15 protein-coding genes are annotated in these 15,210 nt (G+C 65.7%); 7 read left to right on the forward strand and 8 right to left on the reverse strand.

The genetic code is table 11. The features are described from left to right. Window positions 1–109 precede the first annotated feature (109 nt). Window positions 110–469: a DUF5110 domain-containing protein gene (locus tag E3O11_RS07650; RefSeq protein ID WP_092447919.1), complete on the forward strand. Its 360-nt coding sequence runs from the start codon at window positions 110–112 to the stop codon at window positions 467–469. On the opposite strand, the gene cofE is transcribed toward E3O11_RS07650, so the two are convergent. Continuing rightward, window positions 466–1,254, reverse strand: a complete 789-nt coding sequence (gene cofE / locus E3O11_RS07655) for a coenzyme F420-0:L-glutamate ligase (RefSeq protein ID WP_092448181.1) — start codon at window positions 1,252–1,254, stop codon at window positions 466–468. The two genes, E3O11_RS07650 and cofE, sit on opposite strands and share 4 nt — an antisense overlap. A 47-nt stretch (window positions 1,255–1,301) precedes the next feature. After that, entirely contained in the window at window positions 1,302–2,321 is a 1,020-nt protein-coding gene (locus tag E3O11_RS07660; protein ID WP_092447920.1) for a TIGR03557 family F420-dependent LLM class oxidoreductase, read from the reverse strand. 111 nt (window positions 2,322–2,432) lie between these two features. Here E3O11_RS07660 and E3O11_RS07665 point away from each other — a divergent pair, with 111 nt between their 5' ends. Then, complete coding sequence (locus E3O11_RS07665; RefSeq protein ID WP_092447921.1) at window positions 2,433–3,269, forward strand: exodeoxyribonuclease III; 837 nt, start codon at window positions 2,433–2,435, stop codon at window positions 3,267–3,269. 90 nt (window positions 3,270–3,359) lie between these two features. On the opposite strand, the gene putP is transcribed toward E3O11_RS07665, so the two are convergent. Next, window positions 3,360–4,862, reverse strand: coding sequence for a sodium/proline symporter PutP (gene putP / locus E3O11_RS07670; protein WP_092447922.1), 1,503 nt, complete (start codon window positions 4,860–4,862; stop codon window positions 3,360–3,362). A 242-nt stretch (window positions 4,863–5,104) separates the two neighbouring features. On the opposite strand from putP, the gene E3O11_RS07675 reads away from it, so the two are divergent. From E3O11_RS07675 to E3O11_RS07685, 3 genes are read left to right on the forward strand one after another with little or no spacing between them, the layout of a single operon-like run. Then, window positions 5,105–6,265 (forward strand): CaiB/BaiF CoA transferase family protein, encoded by a 1,161-nt coding sequence (locus E3O11_RS07675; protein ID WP_092447923.1) that lies wholly within the window; start codon window positions 5,105–5,107, stop codon window positions 6,263–6,265. A 35-nt stretch (window positions 6,266–6,300) separates the two neighbouring features. Beyond that, window positions 6,301–7,485: an acyl-CoA dehydrogenase family protein gene (locus E3O11_RS07680; protein ID WP_092447924.1), complete on the forward strand. Its 1,185-nt coding sequence runs from the start codon at window positions 6,301–6,303 to the stop codon at window positions 7,483–7,485. A gap of 10 nt (window positions 7,486–7,495) precedes the next feature. Continuing rightward, the gene (locus E3O11_RS07685) at window positions 7,496–8,155 is read left to right on the forward strand and encodes a GntR family transcriptional regulator (RefSeq protein ID WP_092447925.1); all 660 of its coding nucleotides are present in this window, start codon (window positions 7,496–7,498) and stop codon (window positions 8,153–8,155) included. Between the two features lie 23 nt (window positions 8,156–8,178). On the opposite strand, the gene E3O11_RS07690 is transcribed toward E3O11_RS07685, so the two are convergent. Then, on the reverse strand, window positions 8,179–8,922 hold the full coding sequence (locus tag E3O11_RS07690) for a fumarylacetoacetate hydrolase family protein (RefSeq protein WP_092447926.1): 744 nt from the start codon (window positions 8,920–8,922) through the stop codon (window positions 8,179–8,181). Between the two features lie 135 nt (window positions 8,923–9,057). Further along, window positions 9,058–9,978 carry an AEC family transporter gene (locus E3O11_RS07695; RefSeq protein ID WP_092447927.1) on the reverse strand — a complete coding sequence of 307 codons (921 nt, stop codon included), beginning with the start codon at window positions 9,976–9,978 and terminating at the stop codon, window positions 9,058–9,060. Window positions 9,979–10,093: 115 nt separating this feature from the next. Between E3O11_RS07695 and E3O11_RS07700 the strand changes: the two genes are divergently transcribed. Then, window positions 10,094–10,909, forward strand: a complete 816-nt coding sequence (locus E3O11_RS07700; protein WP_166787526.1) for an alpha/beta fold hydrolase — start codon at window positions 10,094–10,096, stop codon at window positions 10,907–10,909. 301 nt (window positions 10,910–11,210) lie between these two features. Here the strand turns inward: E3O11_RS07700 and E3O11_RS07705 are convergent, their stop codons facing one another. Next, on the reverse strand, window positions 11,211–12,605 hold the full coding sequence (locus tag E3O11_RS07705; protein WP_255411835.1) for an APC family permease: 1,395 nt from the start codon (window positions 12,603–12,605) through the stop codon (window positions 11,211–11,213). 147 nt (window positions 12,606–12,752) lie between these two features. Continuing rightward, on the reverse strand, window positions 12,753–13,589 hold the full coding sequence (locus tag E3O11_RS07710) for an SDR family oxidoreductase (protein WP_092447929.1): 837 nt from the start codon (window positions 13,587–13,589) through the stop codon (window positions 12,753–12,755). 60 nt (window positions 13,590–13,649) lie between these two features. Here E3O11_RS07710 and E3O11_RS07715 point away from each other — a divergent pair, with 60 nt between their 5' ends. Next, a complete protein-coding gene (locus tag E3O11_RS07715; protein ID WP_092447930.1) occupies window positions 13,650–14,801 on the forward strand; it encodes a cation:proton antiporter in 1,152 nt (383 codons plus the stop codon). On the opposite strand, the gene E3O11_RS07720 is transcribed toward E3O11_RS07715, so the two are convergent. Then, on the reverse strand, window positions 14,798–15,199 hold the full coding sequence (locus E3O11_RS07720) for a DUF3592 domain-containing protein (RefSeq protein ID WP_233195416.1): 402 nt from the start codon (window positions 15,197–15,199) through the stop codon (window positions 14,798–14,800). The genes E3O11_RS07715 and E3O11_RS07720 overlap by 4 nt on opposite strands. Between the last annotated feature and the right edge of the window lie 11 nt (window positions 15,200–15,210).

Consider the following 15,210-nt stretch of genomic DNA (forward strand, 5'->3'; position numbering starts at 1 on the left):
AATACGCTATCAGCGCTCCGCCGGCAAACCCGCGCAACCCGGCAAGCGGTAGCCTCAGGGGTCGAGTAGCCAACATCCGTACGTTCGAATGAACGGCCCAGGAGGTCCCATGTCACAGTCACTCACCGCACAGGCTCGCGCGCTTCCCATGGCGATCGTCACCTATCTGGAGCGCAGCGCGAGCGCCAAGCCCACCTCCGCTCAAGCGACCTTTGTCGAAAACGCTGTCGTCGTCGACGACGACGGCAAGACGTACACCGGCGAGCCGGCCATCACGGCCTGGCTGGCCGGCAGCGCCGCCGAGTTCGAATACACGACCACCCTCCTGCGCACCGAGAAGGACGAGGCGGCAACGACCGTCATCAACCGCATCGAGGGCAACTTTCCCGGCCGCAGCGTCGACCTCAGCTACCGCTTCGAGCTCGCCGCCGAGACCGGCCTGATCCAGAACCTCACGATCTCGATCTAGCTTTTCTCGGCTGCTGCAGCCAACCCGGCGGCGAACCCCTCGCGATACCCTTCGGCGCGGGCCTCGGTGGTACCGAGCCTAAACATGTCGGTGTCGCTCGGGCGCTGTAACGCCCGGGCGCCGACGGCATCGAGGTCGCCGACCAGTCGTCCGAGTCCGCGCAGCACGGCGACCGGGTTGCAGCTGGTCTTGCCCTTGACCAGATCGGCGGCTCCGGCGATCTCGTCGGCGACCGCCGCGACGGTGACGTCGAGGCGGCGACCCGAGACATCCGTTGTGCCGCGCAGGTCGTCGAGTACCACAAGCCCCGCCGCACCGATGGCGATGTCGGTCTGGCCCTCGCGCCACGGGCGCCCGGCAGTATCGGTGATCAGCACGCCGAGCCGCAGGCCGGTGCGCTCGCGAAGGGCTGTGCAGAGCGCGCGAGCGGAGGCATCCGGATCCACCGGCAGCAGCAGCACGACGCCCGCGGGCGCGTTGCTGGTGTCGACGCCGGCCGCCGCCATCACGAGTCCCTGCCGGTTCTCGACGATGCGGGTGACTCCACCCGGGTAGGCGCGTGAGGCCACGATCCGCACGGTCTCTTCGGTGATCGCCTGTTCGCGGTCGGCCGCTGGCACAGCCCGCCCCTCGGCCTTCGAAACGATCTTGCTGGTCACCGCCACAATATCGCCGTCAATCAGGCGGGACCGAGCGGCCTCCGCGATTAGGGCGGCGAGGTCGTCACCGGCCGTGATCTCACCGAACCCACCGAGGGTGAACACCTTGAGGCCGAACAGTTCCATTGCCCCCACTTCCGCCGCGGCCGCGTCGGGCCGGGCGTCGTGCGGCATCAGCGCACCAGCTTCGGCAGAACGGATGCGCCGAAGACGTCGATCCACTGCTTCTGGTTGCGGCCGACGTTGTGCAGGTAGATGCGATCGAAGCCGAGGTCGACGAATTTCTGGATGTATTTGCGGTGCTCGTCGGGGTCGGCCGAGATGACCATGCGGCCCTCGAAGTCCTCCGGACGCACCATTTTGGCCAGCTGCTCGAACTCGAACGGCGATCGAATATCGCTCTTCGGAAACTTCATGCCGCCGTTCGGCCACTCGTGCAGGGCATTGGTCATGGCCTCTTCGTCGGTTTCGGCCCAGCTCATGTGTAGCTGCAACACCTTGGGCATCGTCGACGGGTCTTTTCCGGCCTCGCGGGCGCCGCCGTCGAATTTTGCGAACAGCATCGCGATCTTCTCCAGCGGGGCGCCGACCGTGATCAGGCCGTCCGCCAGCCGACCGGCGCGTTTGGCCGTGACCGGGCCGGCCGTGGCTACCAGAATCTCCGGGGCAACGTCCGGCATGGTCCACAGCCGGGTGGATTCAAGCTTGAAGAATTGCCCGGAGTGCTTGACGTCCTTGTCGGCCAGGGACCCGGCGAACAGCTTGGAGATGATCTCGATGGCCTCGAACATGCGATTGATGCGCTCCGGGGCTTCGGGCCAGTAGCCGCCCACAATGTGCTCGTTCAGCGCTTCACCGCTGCCGAGTCCCAGCCAATGCCGCCCCGGGTGCATCGAGGCCAGCGTCGCGGAAGCCTGCGCGACCATGGCCGGGTGCCAGCGAAAGGTGGGCGCCGTCACGCCGGGACCGAAGTCGCCGGTGGTGCGCTCGGCGATCGAGGCGAGCACGCTCCAGACGAAGCTCGACTGACCCTGCGCTGGAACCCAGGGCTGAAAGTGGTCGGCCGCCATCACGCCGGTGAAACCGTGCTGCTCCGCGTAGGCCGACAGTGCGACCGCCTCGGCCGGTGCAAACTGCTCCAGCATGGCCGCGTAGCCAATCCGCAACTCCGTCAAAATACCCTTTCCGCCCATAACCGTGTATCTATGTCCATTCAATCGCAACACGGTCGGGGCTGCGTTCGATACCGCGGAAGGCGGCATCCGCTTGGCCGGGCGGCACGCTGGCCCTTATAGGCTGGAGTCATGCGCATCGCCACCTGGAACGTCAATTCCGTTCGTGCCCGCTCCGGACGAATCGTCGACTGGATGGAACGCGAAGACATCGACGTTCTCGCCATGCAGGAGATCAAGTGCAAGCCCGAGCAGTTTCCCTCGCAGGTGTTCGAGGACGCCGGCTACGACCTCGCCATTCACGGTTTGAGCCAGTGGAATGGCGTGGCGTTTGCCAGCCGCGAGCCAATGACGGATGTCGTCACCAGTTTTCCGAATATGCCCGGCTTCCTGAAGGGTGCGGTCGGTCCAGACCAGCCGCTCGAGGCGCGCGCGCTCGGCGTGACCGTGAACGACCTGCGCCTGTGGAGCCTGTACGTGCCGAACGGGCGTGCGCTCGGCGACCCGCACTACGACTACAAGCTGGCCTGGCTGAAGGCCCTCGAGGCCCACGCGGTCGCGGAGCTCGAGGCCCATCCCACGCTCGCGCTGGCCATGATGGGCGACTGGAACGTCGCGCCCCGCGACGAAGACGCCGGTGACCCGACGCTGGTTCCCGGTCTCTCCACGCACATTTCGCCGCCGGAACGCGCGGCGTTCGAGGCCTTCCAGGCAGCCGGCCTGACCGACGTCGTGCGCCCGATCGTGCCGGAGGGCTTCACCTACTGGGACTACAAGCAGCTGCGGTTTCCGCGCAACGAGGGCATGCGCATCGACTTCATCCTCGGCTCGCCCGCCTTCGCCGATCTGGTAACGGATGCCAGCATCCATCGCAATGAACGCAAGGGCGACGCCCCGAGCGACCACGTTCCGGTGCTCGTCGACCTCGATCTGGGCGGCGACGATGACGACCGCCCGATGATCTTCTAATAGAAAGATGCGTTAACGACAGCTGCCCCCGGCTTTTCGGCCGGGGGCAGCTGTCGTTGCAGTAAAACGTACAGTGCGAGGTGCCGGTGGTTAGACCGAGACCTTCTTGGGAGCCTGGTACTTCGGGTGTGCCTGTTCTGCGGCCAGTTCGAATTCGGCATCGATCTCGGCGTTCGGCTTGTACGTGGCGAGGGAGACCACGACGGCCACGATCATGCTGGCAGCGAAGCCGGGCACGATCTCATACAGGGTGTCGCCGAGGGCGGAGTTACCCCAGACGAACACGACGACGGCACCGGTGACCATGGAGGCCAGGGTGCCCCAGGTGGAGAGCTTCTTCCAGTACAGCGAGAGGATGACCACCGGACCGAAGGCGGCACCGAAGCCGGCCCAGGCGAAACCGACCAGGTCGAGAATGGTCGAGTTCTGCTGCAGCGCGATCAGTGCGGCGATGACGGCCACGACGAGCACACCGATACGGCCGAGCATGACCAGCTGCTTGGGCGCGGCATCCTTGCCCACAATCTTGTAGAGGTCTTCAACGAGCGCCGACGACGAGACGATGAGCTGCGAGGAGATGGTGCTCATGATCGCGGCAAGCACGGCGGCGAGCACGAGGCCCGCGATGAAGGGGTGGAACAGGGTCTGCGAGAGAATGAGGAACACAGTCTCCGGGTTTGCGAGATCCAAGTCGGGGTTCTGCTGGAAGTACGCGATACCGATCAGGGCGGTCGCAATAGCACCGAGGGCGGTGAGGATCATCCAGCCGATGCCGATGCGGCGACCAGCCTTGGCGTCCTGCGGGGTGCGCATGGCCATGAAACGCACGATGATGTGCGGCTGGCCGACGTAACCGAGGCCCCAGGCGGCAGCCGAGATGACACCGAGCACGGATCCGCCGGCGGTCAAAGACAGCAGGTCGGGGTTGACTTCGCGGATGGAGTCGAGGGTTGCGACGACTCCGCCGGTGGCGTTCAGCGCTACGAGGGGAACAGCGATCAGCGCGGCGAGCATGAGGAGGCCCTGGGCAACGTCGGTGAGGGTAGCACCGAGAAAGCCGCCGAACAGGGTGTACAGCAGGGTGACGCCGCCGACGATCAGCATGCCGGTGACGAACGTGGAGCCGAAAGACTCCTCGAAGAACACACCTCCGGCAACCATGCCGGAGGAGACGTAGAACGTGAAGAACACCAGGATGATCACACCGGAGACCACGCGCAGCAGGCGCGACGTGTCTTTCAGTCGGTTCTCGAAGAAGCTCGGGATGGTGATCGAGTTCTTCGATACGAAGGTGTAGGAGCGCAGCCGCGGTGCCACGAACTTCCAGTTCAGCCAGGCACCGATGGTGAGGCCGATGGCGATCCAGGCCTCAACGAGGCCGGACACGTAGATGGCTCCGGGGAGACCGAGCAACAGCCAGCCGGACATGTCCGAAGCACCCGCGCTCAGGGCCGCTGTGCCCGGCTTGAGTCCTCGGCCGGCGAGCATGTAGTCGTCAAGGTCTTTGGTCTGACGAAAGGCGAAGTAGCCGATGGCAACCATGCCTGAGAGATATAAAACGATTGCAATGAGTTGAAATGTTTGATCCGTCAATGGGATTCCTTTGTTGGGATGCCCGACGTACTGGACGTGATTACTCGAGGTGCGAGCAAGCTCAAAGCTCCAGTCTCGCAGAAATATGGGCATGGCGCCATCTTTAACCGCCCATTCGCCCCCGTAACCGTTTAATAACGGAGGGCTTACCCCCTGCCCGCGGTCGCCCTGAACGTGCCCACAATGACCGCACGAGGCGTCCACTCCTTCCCCTCCTCGGCCAAATTGGATACAGTATCCAAATGACCGGGATTATTGATGAGGCGCGCACGACGGGTCCGCTGGACGGCATCCGTATTGCGGATTTTTCTCGCGTGCTCGCCGGGCCATTTGCCACCATGATGCTGGCCGATTTCGGCGCCGATGTGATCAAAATCGAGCACCCGCTCGGCGATGACACCCGCGCCTGGGTGCCGCCGGTCGACCTGAACGGTATTGGTAGCTATTTCGCGAGCGTCAACCGCAATAAACGCTCTGTGGTCTGCGATTTACGTACCGAGAACGGCCTGGCTGAAGCGCGCGCCCTCGCGCTGAGCGCCGACGTCGTGATCGAAAACTTTCGCCCGGGCGTCATGGAGCAGTACGGCCTCGACTACGCCAGTTTGACCGCGGAGCGCCCCGAGCTCGTCTACTGCTCGGTCACCGGATTCGGCCGCGCCGGCGGCGCGGCGCTCCCCGGTTACGACCTGCTCGTGCAAGCGGTCGGCGGGCTGATGAGCGTGACCGGCTCGGCCGCCGAAGAACCGAGCAAGGTCGGGGTCGCCCTCGTCGATGTACTGACCGGGCAGAACGCGGTCGTCGGCATTCTGGCCGCACTGCGCTCGCGCGAGCAGACCGGTCTGGGCCAGCGAGTCGAGGTGAATCTGCTCTCGTCCTTACTCGCCGGGCTGGTCAACCAGGCCTCGAGCACCCTCGCCACCGGGGTCGCCCCCCAGCGCCTTGGCAACGCTCACCCGAGCATCGCACCCTATGAAACGTTTCGAACCCTGGACGACCCGATCGCGATCGCGGTCGGCACCGACAAGCAGTTCAGCGCACTCGTACAGGTGCTCGACCGCCCCGAGCTGGCACGCGATCACCGGTTCGGCTGCAACGCCGACCGCCTCGCCCATCGCGCGGCGCTCAAAGAGCTGCTCGAAGCGCGGCTCGCCACCCGTCCGGCCACGGAATGGACCGCACTGCTGGCGACCGCGCGCGTGCCGGCCGGCAAGGTGAATTCGATCGCCGAGGCGCTCGAACTGGCCACCGAACTCGGCCTCGCCCCGATCGTGCCGGTGACCGATTCGAACCGGTCGCGGGTGAGCCAGCAGATCGCCAACCCGATCAGCCTCTCCGCGACCCCCGCACGATACCGGCGCCCGCCGCCACTGCTCGGGGAACACAATGGTGCGACTTTTTTCTGACCATAAGCATCCGCTCTACTGAAGGAAGACGACTCATGACTACCCTCATTGACACCGATCTGACCGACGCCGCCGACCTCGTGGGCATCGATTCCCTGCTGACCGAGACCGAGATCACCCTGCGCATTGCGGTGCGGGCCTTCGTCAACACCACGATCAAACCGAACATCGCCGGGTGGTACGAGAACGCGTTCTTTCCGCTCGAGATCATTCCGCAGCTGGCCAGGCTCGGCCTGCTCGGCATGCACCTCACGGGCTACGGCTGCCCCGGGCGCAGCTCGGTCGAGTACGGCCTCGCTGCGCTCGAGCTCGAGGCCGGCGACTCTGGGCTGCGCACCTTCGTGAGCGTGCAGGGGTCGCTCGCGATGAGCGCGATCCACAAGCACGGCTCCGAGGAGCAGAAAAATGAGTGGCTGCCGCGCATGGCCGCCGGTTCGGTGATCGGCTGCTTCGGGCTGACCGAGCCTTCGGCCGGCTCCGACCCGGCGAGCATGACCACTTTCGCGCGCCGCGACGGCACCGACTGGGTTCTCAACGGCACCAAGCGTTGGATTGGCCTGGCCTCGATCGCACAGGTCGCCATCATCTGGGCGATGACGGATGACGGAATCCGCGGCTTCGTCGTCCCCACCGATACCCCCGGATTCGTCGCCACGCCGATCGAGCAAAAGCTCTCGATGCGAGCCTCGATTCAGTGCGAGATTGAATTGACCGAGCTGCGCCTGCCCGACTCGGCGATGCTGCCCAAGGCGCGCGGTCTGCGCGGCCCGTTCGAGTGCCTGAACGAGGCCCGCTACGGCATCGTCTGGGGCGTCATGGGTGCGGCCCGCGACAGCTACCTTGCGGCGCTGGCCTTCTCGCAGGAGCGGATGCAGTTCGGTAAGCCGCTCGCCGGCTACCAGCTGACCCAGCAGAAGCTCGTCAACATGGCGCTCGAAATCAACAAGGGCACGCTGCTCGCCCTGCAGCTCGGCCGGCTCAAGGACGCCGGCTCGCTCGCTCCGCACCAGATCTCGGTCGGCAAGCTCAACAACTGCCGCGAAGCCATCGCCATTTGCCGGGAGGCCCGCGCCATGCTCGGCGGCAACGGCATCACCCTGGACTATTCCCCGATGCGCCACGCCAACAACCTCGAAAGCGTGCGCACCTACGAGGGCACCGACGAGGTGCACACCCTCATTCTCGGCCAGCACATCACCGGCATCCCGGCCTTTCGCTAGAGTTTTGACAGTGTCTTCTCCCAATCCGACCCAGCGCCCGCCGACAGTTCCGGCATTCGTGCTCGCTGAGTTGCGGCGCCTGATCGCCGTCGGCGAGTTTGTTCCCGGGCAGCCACTGCGACAGGAGGATCTGGCCGAACGCCTCGGCGTCAGCCGGGTTCCGGTGCGGGAGGCCCTCAACACGCTCGAAACCGAGGGGCACGTCGTGCACGAGCCGCATCGCGGCTACCGGGTGACCGAGCTCTCGCTTGCCGACCTGCTCGAAGTGTACCGACTGCGGCAGCTGCTCGAGGCGGAGGCGGTGCGCGCCACGATCGCGCGCGGCGGCGAACACGTGCTCACCGCGCTGCGCGCCACCGCCGTCGAGGTGGAGCGGGCTAATGCGGCCGGCGACATGCTCGCCATGAACGAGGCCAACCGGCGGTTTCACTTCGTACTCGTGACGTCATCCGGGCTCCCCCGGCTGGAACGCATTCTGCGTGCGCTCTGGGATTCGACCGAAGCCTACCGCCGGCTCTACTACGAGCAGGCGGGCAACCGGGCCTTGGTCGAGCACGAGCATGCCGCCATCGTCGACGCCTTCGCCGCCGGGGACACCGAGCTCGTCATCGGCCTACTCGATGAGCATCGCGGCCACGCCACGACCGCCCTCGGCGCGCTGCTGGCCTGAGCTGCCAGGCAAGCGGATACCGGTCAGACGACGCGGAACGCGAGCTCGCCGATCCCGTTGATTCCGGCGGTGACGTCGTCACCGGGCTCAATGCGGCCGACACCGGCGGGAGTCCCAGTGAAAATCAGGTCACCCGGACGCAGCGTGACGAAGCGGGACAGCGCGGCAATCACGTCGGGAACGGGCCAGATTTGGTCGGCGAGGTCCCCGTCCTGGCGGGTGTCACCGTCGACGTCGAGCCAAATGCGGGCCGCGGCCGGATGACCGATCGTGGCCGCGGCGACGAGCGGCGAGCACGGTCCGGAAAAGTCGAAGCCCTTGGAGAGGTCCCACGGGCGACGCACGGCCTTGGCTGCATCCTGCAGGTCGCGGCGGGTGAGGTCGACGCCGGCGGCGTAGCCGAAGACGTGACCGAGGGCATCCACTGCCGCGATGTCGGCGCCGCCAACGCCGATCGCGACAACGAGTTCCATCTCGAAGTGCAGGTTGTCGGTCTCGGGCGGGTAGGGCACCTCGTGGACAGAAACGCCGCGAGCGGGAACGCCCTCGGTCACGGCGAACACGGCGTCGGCCGGTTTGGCGAAGAAGAAGGGCGGCTCCCGATCGGGGTCATTGCCCATTTCTCGCGCATGGTCGGCGTAGTTGCGGCCGACGCAGTAGACCCGGTTCAGGTAGAACCGGTCGGCCGAGTCACTGATCGGCAGGCTGGTGGGTTTCGGCGGGGAGAACGGGGCCGGCAAACCGGTCTCGGGGGTGCTGAGCGACATTTTCATCCTTTCGAGGGCAAAATCACTTGGTGCCCCTGCATACCTGCGGAGAACTTCACGGTCACGCGAACGCACCGTGCGGTGACCCAGTGATTTCGGGGAATGTGAGTAAAATCTCCGCAGTTCTGCCGGCACTCAGGCAAGGAGGGCCGCGATCACGAGCAGGGCGGGCATGGACAGGATCGTGGTGAGCAACACGGTGTCGCGGGTGACGACCACGGCCCGGTCGTAGCGCGAGGCGAAGTTGAAGATGTTCTGCGCGGTCGGCAGCGCCGACACGGCGACGACGGCGAACAATTCGGCACCGGCGAGGTCGAACACGAAGTGCCCGAACAGGTACGCGACGATCGGCATGAGCGCGACCTTGATCGCGGTCGCGGCGACGACCTGTTTGCGCCCGGTTCGGGCTTTCAGCAGGCGCTGGCCGTGCAGCGACATGCCAAACGACAGCAGCACCAGGGGAATGGCGGCGCCGCCGATCAGCTCGAACGGGGCGAGCACGGGTTTGGGCAGCGTGATGCCCAGCATCGCCACGAGCACACCGGCGAGCGAGGCGATAATCATCGGGTTGCGAATGGGCTGAGTCACGATCGACCGAAACGACGCTCGGCCCTGGGTGGCGAGGTCGAGAATGGCCAGAATGGTCGGGGCCAGAATGACCAGCTGCAGCAGCAGCACGGGAGCCACGTACTGCGCGCTGCCGAGCACGTAGATGGCTACCGGAAGCCCGATATTGTTTGCGTTGACGTACGTCGCGGTCGATGCGCCGAGCACCGTCTCGGCCAGCGGTCGACGAAAAAACAAGCGGGCGGCGATGACATAGACGACGACACCGACCACGATGGTGCAGACAATGGCGAGCAGAAATTCAGAGAACAGCACGGTGACATCCGCGTGCGAGAGCACCGTGAACAGCAGCGCCGGAGTCGCCACGAAGAAGGCCATCCGATTGAGCACCCGGCCGGTGCCGACACCGACGATGCCGAACCGTTCGACAAAGTACCCGATCAGGATTACAAATCCGATAATCGAAAACCCGACCAGTACACCGCCCATTATGTTGAGCCTAGGGGTTTCGGACCGCTCACCAGGTCAAAACAGCCTCTGCCGATTCCAGCCATCGCAGAGCCTGGTCTTTCGGGCGCACCGGACGTGGCGCTACGCTCGGGGCATGCCCAGACTCGATGTTCCCGGCGCTTCGCTCTACTACGAAACACTGGGCGACCCCGAATCTCCCGCCCTGCTGTTGCTGCACGCCGGCATTGCGACCCTGCGCATGTGGGATCCGCAGGTCGCGGCTCTCGCGGCGCACCACTTCGTCATTCGCTTTGATGCCCGCGGTTTCGGCCAGACGACGACCGAGAATGTGGAATTCTCCAATCGAGCGGATGCCGCGGCGCTGCTCGATCATTTCGGCGTCGCTCGGGCCACCCTCATCGGCTGCTCACGCGGTGGCACGATTGCGATCGACCTGGCCGTCGCCAGTCCCGAGCGGGTGGCGGGCCTGGTCACGATCGGCTCCGGCCCCAGCGGATTTCCCGAGGTGGAGCTCACCGAGCGGGAAGACGCCCTGTTCGACAAGCTCGATGCGGCTTTCACCGCCCGCCAGTGGCCCCGGCTGGCCCGGCTTGAGGTCACCCTGTGGGCGGTCGGGCCGACCCGTAAGCCGGCCGACGTCGACCCGGCCTTTCTCGCCCTGGCGCAAGAACTCAACCTGCGCAACGTCATCCACGCTACGGAGGCGCCGATCTCGATTCCGCTTGAGCCGCCCGCGCTCGACCGGGTCAGCGACATCGATGTTCCGGCGCTCGTCACCGTGGGCGAGCTCGACGTCACCTCAGCGCTGGCCCATTATGAATTTCTGCTGGAGATGCTGCCGCAATCAAGCGGATGCACGTTCCGCGGCACCGCGCACCTGCCGAGCGTGGAGCATCCGCTGGAATTTCAGCGTGTGCTGATCAGCTGGCTCGCTACGAACAACCTCTGATCGGCAGCGCTCCTCCCCCGCACGGAGTGGGGAGAGGGTCAGGTTCCGCAGACAGCTCGCGCAGGGCGACGGAGGTCTCGACAGGGTCGACCGACGGAGAGGCAGTTCAGGAGACCTCAAGGCACAGGCACAGGCACAGAAAGGCTGGGGCCCCGGTCCGTCAAGGTGGTCACCTTCCTGCTGGAAGAGTTCCAACTATGGGAGTACGAGTGCCCCAGCCACAAAAACAGCACTCATCTTCGCGGGAAATGCAAGATTAATTTCGCATTATTTTCGGCGCTGACGCGACCGGTTCCGGGCGCTAGGAGCGACGCGATCCGAGGCTCTCCAGCAGGCGTTCCTCGGCGTCGTGGCCCGGCGCGATTCCAGCCGGAATGCGCAGGTAGAAGAACACGCCGCCGACCCACCAGAGGGCGAACAACACCCAGGGTTCGAACGACAACGCGGCCGGCATGCCGGGCATATACAGGCTGAGCAGGGCCAGGCAGAGCGCGACTGCGGCAACGCCGATCACGACTCCGCCGTTGCCCTTGCCGCCCACGCGCAGCGGGCGGTCCATCTTCGGTTCGCGGCGGCGCAGCACCACAAAGGCCACGGCAACCAGAATGTAGGCGATGACGATGCTCGGGGCTCCGGAATCCACGAGCCATCCGAGCATCTGCGTTCCGAAGAACGGCGCCATGAACGACAGAACGCCGACGAAGATGAGCGAGTTGGTCGGCGTGCGAAATTTCGGGTGCAGCTTGCCGAACCAGGCCGGCAGCATGCCGGAGCGCGCCATCGAGAACATCAGGCGTGATGCCCCGAGCAGCAGCGAGTTCCACGAGGTGAGGATTCCGGCGATTCCGCCGGCGATGAGCACCCTGGCCATGACGTCGCTGCCGAAGAGCGCGCCCATGGCATCCGCTGTGGCGATATCGGTTTGGCCAATGGCCGCCGCCGACATGGACGATGACGTGGTGAGCACGATCATGACGTACCAAATGGTCGCGAGAATAACGGCAACCACAACGAGCCGGCCGATCTGGCGCGGCGCAACGTTGACCTCTTCGGCCGATTGCGGAATGACGTCGAAGCCGACGAACAGGAAGGGCACGACGACGAGCACGGCGAAGAATCCGCCCATGCCGCCGGTGAAGAACGGTTCCATGTTCACCGTGGAGCCGCCGGTGAACGAGCCCAGCACGAGCATCGCACCGACTATCAGCAGAAACAGCACCACAAAGGTCTGCACGACCCCGGCCAGTTTCACACCCCGGATGTTGATCCCCGTGATCACGACGGCCGCCACGGCTCCGACCAGCGCCCAGGTCAGATAGACCTGCTCGCCAGCTATCTGCCAGAGCGGGATCTGGCTCAGGTTAGGAAAGAGATACCCGGCCGTGCGCGGTAGGGCGACGGCCTCGAAGGCGACGATGGTGACGTAGCCGCCGGTGATCGCCCACGATCCGACGAACGACCAGCGCGGCCCCATGGCCCGCAGTAGAAAGTTGTGTTCGCCGCCGGCCTTGGGCATTGCCGCGGTGAGTTCGGCGTAGGTGAGGCCGACGATGCTCATGATGATGCCGCCGGCGATCATGGCCGTGACGGCGCCCATCGTGCCGGCGTCGTTGATCCAGCCGCCGGTCAGCACGACCCAGCCGAAACCGATCATGGCACCGAAGCCGAGGGCGAGTGCGTCTCTGTTGCCGAGCACTCTGAGCAAAGACGGTGCGTGGTGGTGCGTGGTAGCGATGGTGTCCCCGTTTGTTTCGGCTCGTACTCAACATTGAGTGACGCCGGATGGTGCGCCGCCGGCGCTGGTCTACCTTAAGTCTGCCACTTTCCCGGCGGTCGGGGGCCGCTACCCGCGACCGACCCACCGATCCATCGAGCGGTACACGCCGAAGACGCGACCGGCGACGGTGTCCCAGGCTGCCAGCGGCAGCACGCCGCGCAGCACCTTCGACAGGCTGACCGTCCAGGGCAACAGCAGCTGCGGCTTGCCGGCGAGCATGGCCCGCCAGACCCGATCGACGACATATTCCGGGGTCATCAGTGGGGTGAGCAGCGGCCCGCGCGCGCCCTCGAACATGCCGGTATCGATGTAGCTCGGGCAGACCGTGGTGACCTTGACCTGGCCGTGACCCTGCTGCACGAGCTCGAGCCGCAGCGAATCGCTCCATCCGATCAGGGCGGCCTTCGAAGCGGCATAAACGCTCATGCGCGGGTTACTGAGGGTGCCGGCGGCCGACGCGATATTTACGATGCGTGACTCACGCCATCCGCTCGCAATCATGGCCGGGAGAAACTCTCGGGTGATGTACATCGGGGCGAGCGCGTTGATCTGCATGGTAGGGCGGGTGTCTGCGCCGTTGTCGTGCTCCCAGAAATATTTGCCACGCACGATTCCGGCGTTGTTGATGACGACGTCGGGGTTGCCGATCTCGGTGCGCACGCGCTGTGCGGTCTGCGCGATGGCGCCGAGATCGGCGATATCCACGACGTACGGCGCGATCCGGGTGAGCCCGTTAGAGCGTTCCGTCAGGATGGCAGCAGTTTGGGCGAGCGCAGCACCGTCGCGGTCCCAGAGGATGACGGCTTTGGCCCCCTCGGCAACGCAGCGTTCGGCATACAGGCGGCCCATGCCGCTGGCTGCTCCGGTTATCAGCACGTGGGCTCCGGCGACGGTTCGACTCATACCCCCATCATGCCGTCTGCAGCAGTACTACGCTCGATCTAGCAATAGGAGGAGGCGCGGATGGACTTTCAAACCCTCGCGATCATCTCCGTGGTCGCGTTGCTCGGGCCACTCCTGGCAATGCCGCGCCGCTGGAATATCCCGGTCGTCATTGGCCAGCTCGCCGCCGGCGTCATCGTCGGTCGAACCGGCTTCGGCCTCATCGAGGCCGCCGACCCCACGCTGACCCTGTTAGCGGATGTCGGATTCGCGTTGATCATGTTCGTGGCCGGCACGCACGTGCCGGTTCGTACCGGCGCGATTCGCGCGGCGCTCTCGGCGGGCCTGGTGCGGGCGATTCTCGTCACGGTCTCGGCGAGCGCCCTCGGCGTGGCCATCGCGATAATGTTCGGAACGAATCATGCACCTCTCTATATAGTGCTGCTGGCTTCCTCGTCGGCCGCGCTCGTGCTGCCGCTCATCCACTCCCTGGGGCTGCGCGGGCGCTCGATGCTCGAACTCACGGCACAGGTTGCGATCGCGGACGTCGCGGCCATCGTGGCGCTGCCCCTGGCCATCGACCCGCCGAATGCGGGCCGCGCGGCGCTCGGCGCCGCCCTGATCGCGGCGTTGGCCGTGGCCTTGTACGTCTTGTTGTCCCGTTTGGAACGAAACGGCTCCCGCGCACGGCTGCACAAGCTCTCGGCGAACCGCAAGTTCGCCCTCGAGCTGCGCATCCAACTGGCCATTCTGTTTGCCCTCTCGGCGGTGGCCGTGTTCAGCTATGTCTCGGTCATGCTCGCCGGTTTCGCGTTCGGGCTCGCCGTCGCAGCGGTCGGCGAACCGCGCCGCCTCGCCCGACAGCTCTTCGCCCTCGCCGACGGATTCTTCGGCCCGCTGTTCTTCGTCTGGCTCGGCGCTTCGCTCGCGCTGCGCGACCTGACCGACCACCCGCAGATGATCGCCCTCGGCCTGACACTGGGCCTGGCGACCTTGCTGACCCACGCGACCACCCGGGTGCTGGGCCTGCCCCTGTCATTCGGGCTGCTGTCGGCGGCCCAGCTCGGTATACCGATCGCGGCCGCGACGATCGGTACCCAGCTGCACGTGCTCGCCCCCGGGGAGGCGGCGGCGCTGCTGCTCGGCGCACTCGTTACCATCGCGGTGACCGCGGCGGCAAGCGGATGGGCGCGGCCGCGCGCAGCATCCGCTGCCGAAAAGACGGTCGGTTAGACGAACATCAGCACGATGCCGGTCACGCCGGCGAGCACGCCGATGCCGAGCAAGACCAGGCCGATCAGGCGCAGGCCCTTGCCGTCGAGTTCGGGGTCGTGTGTGCGGCAACGCTCGGGATGGCGGTTGCGAAACCACACGCGCACATCGTCGCCGGGCACCAGGTGGTGCGTCTCGTGGGTGTCGGCCGGGCATTCGTGGACATCGCCGTCGCCATCAAACCAGCGGATGACCGTGGCCGGCCCCGACGCGGCGATCACCGCGGTCGTGCGGGTCCAGCGGCCACTGATGCCGCGCACGGACAAGCCGACAATGTAGAGCAGCGCTCCGATGATGAGGCCGACGAGGGTGAGGATCTCGCTCATGATGCCGGCGAAGTCGAGAGCGTGCACTGTCACCGCCGTCCGTT

It is taken from the genome of Cryobacterium levicorallinum, assembly GCF_004402405.1.
Classification (GTDB): Bacteria; Actinomycetota; Actinomycetes; order Actinomycetales; family Microbacteriaceae; genus Cryobacterium; species Cryobacterium levicorallinum.